Genomic DNA, 13,829 nt, shown 5'->3' with positions numbered 1-13,829 from the left:
CCCCAAAGTCGCTAGGAAGGGGGCAACTAAAGGAGCGGCCATGTGGTTTATTTTGACAGTTTTAGTACTCGTAGGGGTTTGTGCGACCTTTGTGGTTCTAAATTTGATGAAGCGCGAGGATCGCGACTCAGCGCCTGATGCCATTAGCCCGCCTTCCGAAGAAGTCGTGTTTTATCAGCGCCAACTCGCGGATATTGACCGTGACGTTACCAGCGGCACCCTTGCAGAAGAAGACGCATCCCGCACCAGAACCGAAGTCTCTCGTCGCTTGTTAGACGCGGACAAACGTGCCCAAAACGCCCCTGTTTCGGCACATGCGCCCAAGGGCGCAAGTTATGCGGTGGCAGCATTGATCGTGGCGCTTTTGTTTGGCGTGGGCGGATATATTTACGCGGAATTGGGCGGCGCAGGTCGCGCGGATGAACCTTTGGCCGAAAGATTTGCCACCGCAAACGAGACCTATGAAAACCGCATGTCTCAACGCGAAGCAGAGGAGTTGGCCCCCGATCGCTCCGTTAAAAACATCAGTGACGCGGATCTGGACCTTCTCAACAAACTGCGCACCGCGCTGGAACAGCGGCCAACCGACGAGGTTGGCCATCGCTTGTTGGCAAAACAGGAAGCCCAACTGGGCAACTATACCGCCGCACGGTCCGCGCAAACCCGCGTTGTAGAACTTATGGGTGCCGAGAAAGTGGACACCAACGACTTGATCCTTTTGGCACGAATCATGGTTTATGGCGCGAACGGTTTTGTTTCACCCGAAGCTGAGGCGCTTTGGGGCGAAGTCATGCGCCGCGAACCTCAAAACGCCGAAGCACGGTTTTATATGGGGTTGATGCTGGCGCAAACCGGACGCCCCGATGCGACTTACGCGTTTTGGGAACCGCTGCTTGAGCGCGCCGATCCAAACGCGCCCTGGACGGATTTGCTCTTTGCGCAATTCCCCGATGTCGCCTATTTCGCAGGCAAAGACTACACGCCCCCAACCGTCCAAACCGCAGGGCCAACAGCGCAACAAATGCGCGACGCAGGCAGCATGTCGGAAGAAGACCGCCAAGAAATGATCTTGGGCATGGTCGAAAACCTCAAAGGCAAACTTGAGAGCGGCGATGGCACGGCCCGAGAATGGGCGCAATACATTCGCGCCAACAGCGTTTTGGGCAAAAATGATGTTGCCAAACAGGCCTATGACACCGCCAAGGCGACATTTGCAGATAGTCCCGAAGATGCCCAAGTCATCTTTCAATCGGGGATCGAAGAAGGGTACGAAGTGGGCGTTACGGAATGATATTAGAATTGATCGAAGAGTTCGCGCCGCAATTGCCGACCATGCGCCCGATTGCGGGCTTGGATTTTGGCGACAAAACCATTGGCGTGGCGCTCTCGGATCGCATGCTCAACATCGCCACCCCGCTTGAAACCATCCGTCGCAAGAAATTCACCCTCGACGCTGAAGCGCTGCTGGCCTTGCTGGCCAAAAACGAAGTCGGCGGCATTGTCCTTGGATTTCCGCGCAATATGGATGGCTCTGAGGGGCCGCGCTGTCAAAAAACGCGGGCTTTTGCGCGCAATTTGGAACGGCTCACCCCTCTGCCCATCACCTATTGGGACGAGCGCCTGTCCACCGTCGCCGCCGAGCGCGCGCTGTTGCTTGCGGATGTGTCGCGGGCCAAACGCGCCGATGTGATCGACCATGTTGCCGCTGGATTTATCCTTCAGGGCGCGTTGGACCGATTGAGCCACCTGAGGCGCCAATGACGGATATTTGGAAACGAGACGAGCCTGAATCCCCCTGTATCAACATCTGTGTGATCCATTCCAAGGCCGAAATTTGCACGGGGTGTTTGCGCACTTTGGATGAAATCGCCGATTGGAGCGGGATGGATGCGGCGGGTCGGCAGGCCATTTTAGACGCCCTGCCCCCGCGTATCGAGTTGCTCAAGCAACGTCGCGGCGGTCGCGCCGCGCGCCTCAAGGAACGTGGCTAGATTTAGTATCCCGCCGCTTTGCGCAACATATTCGTCGCGACAACAATCAAGAACACCGCGAAAATCCGCTTGAGCATTTTTGCGTCCAGTCGATGCGCCAATTTCGCCCCAATGGGCGCGGTAATGAGCGTCATGGAAATCACCACAAGAAACGCAGGAATATTCACAGCGCCCAGCGTAAATGGCGGCGCGCTGTCGGCGGCGACGTCCACAAACAGAAACCCGATCACCGAAGGGAACGCGATAATCACGCCAAAACCAGCCGCCGTAGCCACCGCGCGGTGAATGGCAATGCCGTGCAAACTCATCAGCGGCACGCCAAAGCTACCACCGCCAATGCCCATCAGGACGCTGAGAAACCCGACAAAAGGAGAAATTGCGATCCGTTTGAGGCCCGAGGGCATTTCATCGCCCAAGCGCCATGTGGCCTTGCCGAACGCCATGTAAAACCCAATAAAAATACCCAGAAACCCAAAGATGCCTTGCAGGGTAGATGAGCGCAGCGACGACACCGTCAGCATCCCCAACACCGCCCCAACCGCAATTCCAGGGGCCCATTTCTTCAGGATATCCCACTCCACCGCGCCCTTTTTATGATGGCTCGAAACCGAGCGCATAGAGGTCACGATGATCGTCGCGAGCGATGTGGCCAGACAGACTTGCATCAACTGATCGCCACCATACCCAAGCGCGTCAAACGCATAATAAAACGCGGGCACAAGGATAATGCCGCCTCCAACCCCTAACAAGCCCGCCATGACGCCCGCAAAGGCCCCGATCACCAGTAAAAGGATAAGAGCGGGGACATATTGGATTAAATCAGTCATGACGTGTCTTTCGATGGCCTAAGGGTTGCCACCCTCAATATCGCCTCCGGTGACGCGGTCAAGCGCCTCAAGCAACAATTCCGGCCCCGCCCCCTCGCGTGGCGCTCCATCCGAGAGCACCCGACGCCATGCCCGCGCACCCGGACGGCCGGTAAACAGTCCCAACATATGGCGGGTGATTTGGTTGAGCCGCCCACCTTCAGCGATGTGGCGTTCAATATAGGGAATCATCTGGTGCACCGCTTCCACAGGGTCGCTCTCACCCGTTTCGCCGTATATCCGCGCGTCCGCCGCACAGAGCACATCCGCTGGGGAATGATAGGCCGTGCGCCCGATCATGACGCCATCAAGCCCGCGCGCCAACAACTCCTCGGCTTGATCCAAGGAGGTAATCCCGCCATTGATCGAGATGTGCAATTCTGGAAACTGCGCTTTCATCGCCACGACCAGATCATAATCCAGCGGCGGAATATCACGATTTTCCTTGGGCGAAAGCCCCTTGAGCCACGCCTTGCGCGCATGGATTTGGAACCGCGTCACGCCCGCCTGTGCAACTTTGGAAATGAAATCCGGCAGGACTTGGCTCGGGTCTTGATCATCCACCCCAATCCGACATTTTACCGTAATTTCACAGGTGCTCGCCGCCTGCATGGCCGCCACGCATTCCGCCACAAGCGGCGCGTTTTCCATCAGAATGGCCCCAAAACAGCCCGACTGAACGCGGTCACTTGGGCAACCGACATTCAGGTTAATCTCGTCATAGCCGTGGTCATTTGCCAACACACAGGCCTGCGCGAGTTCCACCGGATCAGACCCACCAAGCTGCAACGCCACAGGATGTTCCGCCGCATCAAACCGCAACAAATGCAACGCCTGCCCGCGCACAAGCGCAGGAGCCGTGACCATTTCGGTATACAGCAACGTGCGTTTGGTCAGCAAACGGTGCAAATACCGACAATGGCGATCCGTCCAGTCCATCATAGGTGCGACAGACAAACGGGCAGCTTCAAGTGATTGATATTGCTTCATTTTATCGCCTCGCATTTTTCCGATTTAGGCCCATTTTTCCCATAATATGCACACGGATTGCACACAACTGCATAAGCGGTGTATAAGAGTTGCAGAGAATATGTATAGGAATAGCACATGGCCACCATTTCAAAACTACCTTCAGGCAAGTATCGCGCTCAGGTGCGCAAGCACGGCGTTTATAAAGCACGCACATTTGACCGCAAGTCCGACGCCACACATTGGGCCTCAGACGTCGAAAGAGCGATTGCGGGTGGCAGTACAGCCGACACCATCGAACCACCCAAGGATATGACATTGGCGCATGTGATCGCCGCATACACCAATCAGGTGACCGTAGGACGCACGAATCTCGCCAACCTTGAACGGATCGCCAAGCGCATAGGCAGTACCAGCATTCGAAAATTGAACGCGGTTGATGTACAGGGATTTGTTGAAGGTAGACTCGCCGAGGGTGTTGGTGGCGCTACGTTGGCAGGTGATCTGAGTGCCCTCAGTAGCGTGCTAAAATGGGCGAGGCACTTCAAACGCATTGATGTAAATCCCGATCTGGCAAAAGATGCTCGCACTTCCCTCACAACGGCACGCGTAGACACCAGAAGCAATGAACGAACCCGAGTGCCCACACAGGATGAGATCGCCCGTCTGATGGCCTATTTTGAGGGCAAGGATCGGCAGATTATTCCCGTCGGTACACTTATTCAATTTGGTGCCGCCAGTGCGATGAGAATGGGCGAAATCACCCGCATACGAATCGAGGACATCCAATGGAACGAAAAGACCGTGCTCATACGTGAGCGCAAAGACCCGAGGCGCAAGGCTCGCAACGATCAGATTGTGCCATTGGTTGGTGATGCGCACGGCATCGCCCGTCAGGCAGCTGGTGAGCGACCTGAAGGCCGACTCTTTCCATATGACGGTCGATCAGCAAGTGCAGCCTTTTCACGGGCCACACGGGCGCTCGGGATTGTAGACCTACATTTTCACGATCTCAGGCACCTTGCGATCACAGAGTTGTTCCGCGCTGGTTTGCCGATGGAGTTGGTTGCCGTGGTCTCGGGACACCGTGACTGGAAACACCTCAAAAGATACACGCAATTAAACGCAAATGACGTACACAGAGCCTTGTCCCACCTAAAATGAGTCGATAATGTGGAGGTTCGAATCTCTCGGATGACATGCGTCGGCATAGTATCGACGCACCTAACGCATCCGTTTTCACCATGAAAACGATGTTAGGAATCTGTCCGATGGACGAACATGACCCCGTAATATCTGCATTTTTGATCGCCAATGGTCTCTTGACCGAGGCGCAAGTCGCAGCGATTGAACTTGTCGAAATATCAACGATCCGCAGCCGTCGCGCGAGATCGCAAATGCCGATGCACTTCAAAGCTGGCAACAACGTCCTCTATGACGCCAAGGACATTGCCGCGCGCATACTCGCAACCAAGATGGCGACACGTCGTCGTAAGCCCGTCCCTACGGCGGCAAATGACCTGCTATCCAGTGGTGCGAAATGAACATCGACGCATTGAGAGAGGCCGTCGGTTACGACCCGCTGATCGGTCTCTTGTACTGGCGATGGCGCGATGACGTTCCGTTGAGCACAAACAACCGCTTTGCAGGGAAACGGGCTTTTGCTTATGTCGATGTTGGTGGCTATTTGATGGGGGGTTTTCGAGGCAAACGTATCCTCGCCCATCGCGCCGCGTTTGCGATTGCACACGGATATTTGCCTGAGCAGGTCGATCACATAAACGGCGTCACATCCGACAACCGCTATCTGAATTTGCGTGCAAGTAATTATGCGGAAAACCATCGGAATCAACGCAAAGCATCAAACAATACCAGCGGAGTCATGGGTGTGACTTGGCACAAACAATGTCAAAAATGGCGTGCGAGGATTAAAATCAATAATCGTTATATCCATCTCGGATTGTTCGCCAATAAAGCCGACGCCATTGCCTCAAGACGCGCAGCCGAGGTCCGTTATGGTTTTGACCCGCTACATGGACACAGCAGCGAGTCACGGGCTGACCGCCATCTCAATGGACCTCATATGGCTATGTGAGTAACAATAAAAAGACCCGCCTCGCGCTCTTGAGCAACGAGACGGGTCGAAAACATCCATCCACGGATATTCGTAATACCGAACCTTAACAGGTGAACGGGTGAGTCCGCAACAGAAAGTACCCTGATGAAACTCGGACTATTTACGCACATCGGAACACCAGAGACCGCAGCTGGTAAACATTTCTTCACCGCAAACGGCCTGACATTGGAAAAGCGAACAATCGGACAGCTGACACATAGCAAGTACGATACGCTCGACGTGCCGACGCTCTCTGACTTGCGAGGCATTCTGGACCAAGCTGGTGCTGATCAACATCTCACACAGGGTGTCTCGATCCACGCGCAAGCAATTGTGCGCCCGAAAGCATACGATGGCGATACATGCACGGAAACGGGACTCCCTATCATAAGCCGCACCAATGGCGATCTCACGTTCCAAGAGGGCGCTGGTCTCATGGTGATCGACAGCGACGGTGACGGGACGCCCATGTCCTTTGACTCCGTCTGGATGGCGTTGGCCAAAGCGCAACCTGACCTCGCAAGCTATGCCGCTTTGCAAGCGACGTCCTCATCGTCCAACGTCGTGCTCAACGGCACGGATACGGGCGTCCGAGGTCTTCACACATATTTCCACGTGCTCGATGCTGGTGACATTCCTCGTACACTTGAGGCGCTGCATATAAGGATGTGTTTGACTGGGTCGTCAGCGCACAAGGTGTCTCGGAGTGGCGCATTTATTCCGCGCTCTTTTGTGGATCAGCAATTGGCCGTGCCCTCTCAACCGATCTACATCCGCGCCCATGTGACGGCACCCGTGACACAGGTCAAAGAGTACCTATTGCGCGTGGGTGCCGAGATGATCGACACACGCGCCGTGGTGCCCGATTTGAGTGATGTTGAGCGTGAGCAATACGCCACGCACCTGAAGGATGAGAGGGCACGCCTTGCCCCTGAAATGGCTGATTTGCGCTCAGAATGGATCGAAGAGACTGGGCGCAAAGTCTCGGAGAAAACAGGTGTGTCGATTGAGTCGGCACGAGAGACCGTGACACACGCCTTGTGTGGATTGCTCACCAAGGACATCACCATTTATACGGTGCAAGGTGAGGTCACGGTCGGAGACATTCTGGCAAATCCAGCGGCATGGCATGGCGTCCAATGCTGCGATCCGCTCGATCCAGAGTCGGACCGCAACACGGTAGCAAAGATTTACTCGGATCAGGCCGTGCCTTTGATTAAGTCGTTCCGTTCTGGTGGCGCTGAATATCGCCTTTCATTGTTCCCGCCCGTTGCGGTTGCGGTCTCGGACGCTGCGGTCTCACCGCTGCCCGTATCTGTGCCACAGATCGACTACATACGAGATCGGGAGTCGGGCAAGACCATCCAGAATATGACCAACGTAACGTTGATGCTGACCGCTGATCCACGATGGGCAAAAACGTTCGCCTACGACACATTTACGCACAAACCGATGACGATGAAGCCGATCCAAGGGTCCGCTGCGGTCGGCACATATCCACGTCCGACGACAGACGGCGACTATCTGATTGTGCTGCAATGGATACAGCGTTTCATGTTTCCGAAAGCGTCAAAAGAGATGGTGACGGATGCTGTCATGACGGCAATGAGCGTGACGGAATATGACAGTCTCCGAAAGTACCTCACCGAATTGCCAGTCGTGGAATCAACGGGACTATTGGATAATTGGTTGTTCGATTACATGGGAGTCGTGAGGACTGAGGACGCCATGCACGACGGTTACGTGAGGGCAATTGGCAAATGTTGGCTCATTGGTGCGGTTGCCCGTGGTATGACGCTTGATGGATGTCATATGCAAAACGCGCTCGTGCTCGAAGGATCGCAAGGTATAGGAAAGTCCCGTGGTATCGCCGCGCTACTACCGCACAGCACATGGTTTGGCGACGATCTCCCCGACTTCACCAGCAAAGATGCCAGCGTTTATATGAGCGGCAAATGGGTCATCGAACTTGCCGAACTCACCAGCATCATTAAGAGCAAGGTGGAAGATATGCGACGGTTCGTGTCGCGTAAGACAGAAGATTTCAGACCGCCATATGGACGGTTGAATATTGTCGTCCCGAGACGGTGCGTGCTGATCGGCTCAACCAACAGCGACGACTATCTCCGAGACATCCAAGGTGAGCGCCGCATTTGGCCCGTGCAATGTACTGGTCGAATTGATGTGGATGGACTTGCAGCGAAACGGGACGCGATTTGGCGCGAAGCAAAAGACGCATACGATGCTGGTGTGAGTTGGCATCTTGATCCGATATTTGAAAGCTACGCCACGCAGCAACAGCAAAAGCGCGTTGCTGACGAACCTTGGAAAGATACTATCGTAAACTATGTTGACGGAATGTCTGAGGTCTCGCCAGAGAACATCTACAACATCCTCGGACTGTCATCGGATAAGTGGAATCAAGGTTTCTCCAAGCGGATAACTACCGTTTTAAAGTCGCTTGGGTATGTGAGTGCTGGTCAATTCACGCGCGGTCCACTGCGTAAATACACACGATATGTGTTAGGCAAATGAGTTAGGCACGCCTGTAAATTATCTCTCCGACTTACAGGCGTGCCTAACTCGCGCTCAGATGTGGTGTGTACTTAGGCGTTAGTTAAGCAGAAGTTAGGCACCTTCATTTCCCTTATTTTTATAATTGATTTACCTATAATGCCTAACTGCCTAACTTACTTTTCTATAAAAGATATATATAAGGGAATACGCCCCTACAGTAGCCATACAGCCCCTCACCACCAGTTCCCCAAGAGTCTTTCAAAACAAGATAGGCAGTTAGGCAAACACATTTCACACCCGCTGACACACCTAAACGTAAAAGATTATATGTTTGATTGAAAGCACAGGAAAGTCCTCACGAAACCCTGTCCACCCTGACCGATGATGGACACCACGTTCGCACCTGCTACAGCAACCACGATCAGCACTGACCGATGATGGACGCCACACCCGAGGGCACCACGTCATCGCCACGCAGCCACACACCCGCACGTTCAAAGTGAGTAGTATCATGGAAAACCGAGAAATTACTCACCATCGCCCAGACTGAGCAGTTTCTTGGATATCCAAAATACTGCTCAACCGAGGGCACACCGCCACGCCCCGTCAGCGCCCCGTGCTCGACCTCAACGCACCACGAGCACCACGCCAGCACGCCCAGCCCGAGCACGACCGAGCACGTCCAGCAAATTGCCAGCCGGATGGCTATTTGGGGGGAGGGTGGTCGGAAGCAGCCGCAAGGGGCAGCGCACCGCACTGGGGTGAAGCCTTGTGTTGCTTACTCAAAACTTGGGAATGTTTTACAACTCGGATCGACTGGCAAATGTGCAACCGATTGCACATTTCCAGCCCGTTCCACAGGCGTACTGGCAAATGTCCATCCAGATGGACATTTCCAGCCCGATCCACGCGCTTACAAACCATATTGTCCCGATCCCCAACCGCATGTTATAACGTAACCTCAACAGGAGGTCCGACCATGGCAACACGCAGAACGAAGTCCGACACCACAACTGGCAAGATGCAAGCCGCCCGAGCACCCGACCTAAGTGCAGCTGTTGCGCCCACGGATTTAGCTAACTACGAATTCCTCAACGAATCTGGCCGCGCAACTTACAACCAATATTACAAAACACGAGCGGAATGGAGCACAGCTGACCTGAGCCTGATACTGCAAGCAGCGCTTGTCCAACAGCTGATCGCTCAATTGTACCGCAGTGTCTCCCCGCCCGATTGTTTCGTCACGATCCATCCGAGAACTGGGAACACAAAGATCAATCCCGTGGTTGGCGAGATTTCACGTCAGCGCAGCTTGCTTGCAGGTTTGCTGCGAGACGCCTCACTTCGCACCCGTGATAACCACACTGGGAACAATGTACCCAAAGCTGCCCAGCACATCGCAAGCCCAACCGCAGACGCCCCGCCGCCCCAGTCTTTTGACAATTGGCTTGAGTCCGAAATGGGCAAACCCAACTGATGGCCCCCGACGTCATCACATCCGCCGAACTCGCCACCGCCCTTGACGGACCGCCGCAATGGCCACCCGCAAGCGACCCGCTGCGGACCGCCTTGTTTTACAGATTTGCCATCGCCCGACTCAAGGCGTCATACGGTCAAAAGCGGGTCGAGATGGCGCAAAATATGGGCCTGATTGGCGACAACACAATGAACTCGCAATTCATGGCCGCAGCCCGAGCGTATACGTCTTGGTGTGGTCGCGAGTACGCCGAGGGACGCCCGACCGACCTGCGTTCGATTGTCACCCGAATAAGGGACCGCGATGCTACAACCTGACCCTGACGAGTACGACGAACTGCTACGATACGCAGCCCTCGAACGCGCCGCAGCAAAGCAGCGTGATCGACCGCACGGCGTAGCATTGGCCGAAGGGAACCCAAAGCACGATTATTCACGCCCGTTTCGCCGCGCAAAAGTCGTTTGTTGCTGTTGCAGCAGGCTATTTCCGCGCGGAGATACGTCCCCGACGGGCGACGGCGACCGTCTTTGCGCCTCGGAATCCTGCGTCAAAGCGTTCCAGCGGTGGAAAAATTACAAACTAAACCTTTGATAACACATCAAACAAAACGTAATACGCTGATAACATTGAAGAAATGACTCGACTCAACGTCCCGACGGTGCGATTCTGTCCGTACCTAAAAACAGGACGGAAACGCGATGCACATGTCAAAAGCCCCAAAATTAGCATCAAAACTAACCAAAAAATGCGCGTATTTACGGCGCGAATTTAACGGTCTTTCGATGGACGCGCAAAAAGGCGTCCGAGGCGCGACAGAAGCCCGACAAGCCCTCCAACGAAAATTCAACTCAGATGTCATCGCAGCGCATTCCGCCGTTGAAGATACACGCAAAAAAGCAGCCGACTTTGACCGTGCAGCCGTGTGTCTCGAACACCCGTCCGCGCCGTCCATTGGCCGTGTGTCCCAACTGGCCAAAGCTGGCGCGTTGCTTGGCATCGGCAAAGGGCACCGCTTGGTGCTCTTCAAATCCGTCGCCGAGCAAGCCCGAGATTCAGCTGATCGCGCCGAGGCCAGACTGGATCGGTCTGCGGATGATCTCGCCGCGACCCGTTTGCTCGCCGAGATTTTGGATGAGTTGCCGAAGCACGGCGGCGACATCAAATCACCAAAGCTGGCCGAGAAGCGCAAACAATATCAGGCGCATCTCGCCGCGCACCGAAAGGAATCCAAATGATTGCTAACCCGTTCCGAGAACAGCCTGCACCCGTCGCACGCAAATCAGCGCCCATGAGCGACGCGCTGAAGGCCGCAATTGCCCGTGGTGACGACTTGCCACCCAACCTGCAATCCGAGGCCGAGGCGCGTCTCAAACGCATTCCAGCCACGCATTTTGATGTCATGAACACATTCAAAGCGGCGAACGACTACAGCAAAGCGCTCGAAGCCCGAATCGAGACGCTTGAGAGGTCGCTCAAACACGCCGTCGCCGCCGTGGAATTGGCGATTGACGGCGAGATCAAAACCTTCTCGGGCGACGGCGACGGCCTGACACTGCCCGAACTCGAACGGATGGCAGAGGTCGCCCGACGCCAAAAGGAGGCACGTGGATGACGACCCGACTTCTCTCAACGGACGTGGTGGGTATCGCCACAGCATTCGTGCGCAAGCACCGCAGCCAAACGATAAAAACGCAATTGTATTTGCAAGATTTGGGCCTCTCGCTCGATGAGGCAAAATCAACCGCCGCCAAAATGCAAATACTCACATCGCGTGCCCTCGCGATCCGAACAGAAGCACTTTGCCGAGACCCTCGCGTAACCGCTCAAAAACTGATGATGGAGTTAACACAATGACCGACTTTTCCGCCGATCCACGCGTCCGAAACCTTCCAGCGAAACACGCGCAGATTTTGATCACCAAACTGCAAGACGCTGAAGCGGCGTTGGTTTGGGATCAACTCAGCGCCGAGATCGAAGAGGGCCAACAATCGCGCAAGGTTTTGCCCGAAGTGCTCAAGCAAATGCAAACGCTTGAGCGCACCTTGGAACGTCCGATTCACGTACAGGCAAGCTTGCCCAAGCCGCTGGTTGTAGCCAAGCCACAAATCAAAATGGCAGCATCCCGCAGGCTCGCAGCCGCCGTTGTTTGCGAGATGATGCGACTGTCAGATCAGACACCCGCAGAGCAAACGCTCGCCCGTCTTCTGCCCGAGAATGAGCATGCGATGTCGCGCCGTAAAATTGCAGCTTTTCACAAGGACGCAACCCTGCCTGCATCGACAACCGCCGCTGGATTTGCGGCTGAACTCGCGAGTTCCGCAACGAATCAGATGTTTGAATCGTTGCGAGAAACCAGCGCCGCAGCGCAGTTCCGAGACCTTGCGGTTGCGCTCGATTTCTCGGGCCTCGCGTCTGTTACGATCCCGCGCCGCGCCAACGACGACACAGGGTCACTCAGACCCGCGTTTGTGGCAGAAGGCGCGACAATTCCCGTGTCGATGGCGAATTTGGTAAGCACGACTCTCAGCCGTTTCAAACTCGGGATTATCGCATTATGTTCCGAAGAACTGGTTCGTGTCTCGAATATTTTGGACGTCATCGAAAGCTTCATTTTGGCCGATCTGAGCGAAGGTTTGGACAGTTCGATGTTCGATCCCGCCGCCTTGGCGCAAGCAGGTGTGGCTCCTAATTCACTGACGAACGGGGCCGCAACCACGGCAAGCGCGGGAAATACGCTGGATCAAATCCTCACGGATTTCGCTTATCTTCGCTCCAAAATGAGTACCGCACGACGTCCCGCCGTTCTCATGCACAGCCATCAATTGCGTGCCCTTGAAATGCTGCAAGTGGACGGGAGATTCCCGCTTGAGGCACGGATCGCGACGGGCAATTTGTGGGGAATGAAAATCATCACCAGCCCGTATTTGCCGTATTTGAATGTCGTCGCAATCGATGCCGCAGCCGCATATATCGCGAGTGACGCGCCGCAAATTGCCGTGCGTGATTCGGTAACAATTGCCATGGCAAGTGCGACGGGTGCCGCGCCGAAAATGTCCGCATCAAGCATCAACGACAATGCGGTTGATGCCGCTGGATCAATCAATATCAGCGACGCAGCCACAACCGTTCCAGCAACCGTTGTCCGTAGCACGTTCCAGACGTCCAGCCTCGCCACACGTATTGTGATGCCCGTCAGCTGGGCGATGGTTGATCCCGACGCCGTCGCATACGTCAGCAGCGTCCAATGGGGTGGCATGAACGCGCCAGCCCTCATCAAACGGAGGACCAAGTAATGCGCGAAGCCATTGGATTAACACACGCCCGTGACGGTAAAATCGCGATCCACTTGGGGGCGCGACAGGTGGCCGAAGTGGGCGGCGACAACGAGGTCGCAGCCGAGTTTCGCCGCCTTGGGATCGAGGCTTCACGCAAGGTAAATGTGAGCCTAAAAAGTGGCCGCGAATTCCAAGTGACGGCACAATCTTATCTGGGAGAAAATCATGCAACCAAGTGATCTGCTGCAAGGATCGTTCCAGCCCTCTGCGTCCGAGATCGCAGATGTGATTTGTGATCTCGTTAAAGCAGGCTTGCTCGTTGGAAAATTCGGTGCGCTGGGTGCCGTGACCGACACGGATCAACTGATCGCCAGCGGCAAGCACCTCCGCGCTCTTGGTTGCAGCAAATCATTCACAGATGCGCTGGTGTCCATTTGCGTTCGAGAGGGTAGCGATTTCGTCACACAGAACCGAGAGCCGAGCATGACCAAGATCGAACGCCTGATCGTGGAGTACCTATGAACGAATGAGACCCGTAAAGCACGACACAATACGGGTCTCATCTCGCTTCTTCGCGGCATCATAGGAGCGATGACGGATCAGCGATTGTTATAACGT

Annotated in this window: 19 protein-coding genes; 16 read left to right on the top strand and 3 right to left on the bottom strand. The window is 55.0% G+C overall.

What is annotated here, in order from left to right; all coding sequences use genetic code 11:
- The first annotated feature begins 40 nt into the window (after window positions 1-40).
- From ccmI to AB9F27_RS02175, 3 genes are read left to right on the top strand one after another with little or no spacing between them, the layout of a single operon-like run.
- Entirely contained in the window at window positions 41-1,291 is a 1,251-nt protein-coding gene (ccmI, locus tag AB9F27_RS02185) for a c-type cytochrome biogenesis protein CcmI (RefSeq protein WP_335584812.1), read from the top strand.
- Entirely contained in the window at window positions 1,288-1,761 is a 474-nt protein-coding gene (ruvX, locus tag AB9F27_RS02180) for a Holliday junction resolvase RuvX (protein ID WP_335584811.1), read from the top strand. The genes ccmI and ruvX overlap by 4 nt, the downstream gene beginning before the upstream one ends.
- Window positions 1,758-1,991: a DUF1289 domain-containing protein gene (locus AB9F27_RS02175; protein ID WP_335584810.1), complete on the top strand. Its 234-nt coding sequence runs from the start codon at window positions 1,758-1,760 to the stop codon at window positions 1,989-1,991. The genes ruvX and AB9F27_RS02175 overlap by 4 nt, the downstream gene beginning before the upstream one ends.
- A 2-nt stretch (window positions 1,992-1,993) precedes the next feature.
- Here AB9F27_RS02175 and AB9F27_RS02170 read toward each other — a convergent pair whose 3' ends face one another.
- Window positions 1,994-2,818, bottom strand: coding sequence for a sulfite exporter TauE/SafE family protein (locus tag AB9F27_RS02170; protein ID WP_335584809.1), 825 nt, complete (start codon window positions 2,816-2,818; stop codon window positions 1,994-1,996).
- Window positions 2,819-2,836: 18 nt separating this feature from the next.
- Window positions 2,837-3,847 (bottom strand): tRNA dihydrouridine(20/20a) synthase DusA, encoded by a 1,011-nt coding sequence (gene dusA / locus AB9F27_RS02165; protein ID WP_369757501.1) that lies wholly within the window; start codon window positions 3,845-3,847, stop codon window positions 2,837-2,839.
- A 117-nt stretch (window positions 3,848-3,964) separates the two neighbouring features.
- Here dusA and AB9F27_RS02160 point away from each other — a divergent pair, with 117 nt between their 5' ends.
- From AB9F27_RS02160 to AB9F27_RS02145, 4 genes are all read left to right on the top strand, one after another.
- On the top strand, window positions 3,965-4,990 hold the full coding sequence (locus tag AB9F27_RS02160; protein WP_369757500.1) for a tyrosine-type recombinase/integrase: 1,026 nt from the start codon (window positions 3,965-3,967) through the stop codon (window positions 4,988-4,990).
- Window positions 4,991-5,097: 107 nt separating this feature from the next.
- A complete protein-coding gene (locus tag AB9F27_RS02155; RefSeq protein WP_369757499.1) occupies window positions 5,098-5,370 on the top strand; it encodes a hypothetical protein in 273 nt (90 codons plus the stop codon).
- A complete protein-coding gene (locus AB9F27_RS02150) occupies window positions 5,367-5,921 on the top strand; it encodes an HNH endonuclease signature motif containing protein (RefSeq protein ID WP_369757498.1) in 555 nt (184 codons plus the stop codon). Before AB9F27_RS02155 ends, AB9F27_RS02150 begins: the two co-directional genes overlap by 4 nt.
- A gap of 126 nt (window positions 5,922-6,047) precedes the next feature.
- Window positions 6,048-8,477 (top strand): VapE domain-containing protein, encoded by a 2,430-nt coding sequence (locus AB9F27_RS02145; protein ID WP_369757497.1) that lies wholly within the window; start codon window positions 6,048-6,050, stop codon window positions 8,475-8,477.
- Between the two features lie 403 nt (window positions 8,478-8,880).
- Here the strand turns inward: AB9F27_RS02145 and AB9F27_RS02140 are convergent, their stop codons facing one another.
- The gene (locus AB9F27_RS02140) at window positions 8,881-9,129 is read right to left on the bottom strand and encodes a hypothetical protein (RefSeq protein ID WP_369757496.1); all 249 of its coding nucleotides are present in this window, start codon (window positions 9,127-9,129) and stop codon (window positions 8,881-8,883) included.
- A 101-nt stretch (window positions 9,130-9,230) separates the two neighbouring features.
- On the opposite strand from AB9F27_RS02140, the gene AB9F27_RS02135 reads away from it, so the two are divergent.
- The 9 genes from AB9F27_RS02135 to AB9F27_RS02095 all read left to right on the top strand — a co-directional run bounded on the left by AB9F27_RS02135 (window position 9,231) and on the right by AB9F27_RS02095 (window position 13,733).
- Window positions 9,231-9,413: a hypothetical protein gene (locus tag AB9F27_RS02135; protein WP_369757495.1), complete on the top strand. Its 183-nt coding sequence runs from the start codon at window positions 9,231-9,233 to the stop codon at window positions 9,411-9,413.
- Between the two features lie 25 nt (window positions 9,414-9,438).
- On the top strand, window positions 9,439-9,936 hold the full coding sequence (locus AB9F27_RS02130; RefSeq protein WP_369757494.1) for a hypothetical protein: 498 nt from the start codon (window positions 9,439-9,441) through the stop codon (window positions 9,934-9,936).
- Window positions 9,936-10,253, top strand: coding sequence for a hypothetical protein (locus tag AB9F27_RS02125; RefSeq protein WP_369757493.1), 318 nt, complete (start codon window positions 9,936-9,938; stop codon window positions 10,251-10,253). The genes AB9F27_RS02130 and AB9F27_RS02125 overlap by 1 nt, the downstream gene beginning before the upstream one ends.
- Before the next feature lie 387 nt (window positions 10,254-10,640).
- A complete protein-coding gene (locus tag AB9F27_RS02120; protein ID WP_369757492.1) occupies window positions 10,641-11,171 on the top strand; it encodes a hypothetical protein in 531 nt (176 codons plus the stop codon).
- On the top strand, window positions 11,168-11,548 hold the full coding sequence (locus AB9F27_RS02115; protein ID WP_369757491.1) for a hypothetical protein: 381 nt from the start codon (window positions 11,168-11,170) through the stop codon (window positions 11,546-11,548). Before AB9F27_RS02120 ends, AB9F27_RS02115 begins: the two co-directional genes overlap by 4 nt.
- Window positions 11,545-11,790 carry a hypothetical protein gene (locus AB9F27_RS02110; protein ID WP_369757490.1) on the top strand — a complete coding sequence of 82 codons (246 nt, stop codon included), beginning with the start codon at window positions 11,545-11,547 and terminating at the stop codon, window positions 11,788-11,790. Before AB9F27_RS02115 ends, AB9F27_RS02110 begins: the two co-directional genes overlap by 4 nt.
- Complete coding sequence (locus AB9F27_RS02105) at window positions 11,787-13,229, top strand: hypothetical protein (RefSeq protein ID WP_369757489.1); 1,443 nt, start codon at window positions 11,787-11,789, stop codon at window positions 13,227-13,229. The genes AB9F27_RS02110 and AB9F27_RS02105 overlap by 4 nt, the downstream gene beginning before the upstream one ends.
- Window positions 13,229-13,450, top strand: coding sequence for a hypothetical protein (locus tag AB9F27_RS02100; protein WP_369757488.1), 222 nt, complete (start codon window positions 13,229-13,231; stop codon window positions 13,448-13,450). The genes AB9F27_RS02105 and AB9F27_RS02100 overlap by 1 nt, the downstream gene beginning before the upstream one ends.
- Complete coding sequence (locus AB9F27_RS02095) at window positions 13,437-13,733, top strand: hypothetical protein (RefSeq protein WP_369757487.1); 297 nt, start codon at window positions 13,437-13,439, stop codon at window positions 13,731-13,733. Before AB9F27_RS02100 ends, AB9F27_RS02095 begins: the two co-directional genes overlap by 14 nt.
- Window positions 13,734-13,829 lie beyond the last annotated feature (96 nt).

The sequence above is a fragment of the Falsihalocynthiibacter sp. CO-5D18 genome (genome assembly GCF_041205445.1).
GTDB lineage: Bacteria > Pseudomonadota > Alphaproteobacteria > Rhodobacterales > Rhodobacteraceae > Falsihalocynthiibacter > Falsihalocynthiibacter arcticus.
Note: the sequence above shows the minus strand (reverse complement) of the source record. Positions and strands in the feature narration are given on the sequence as shown.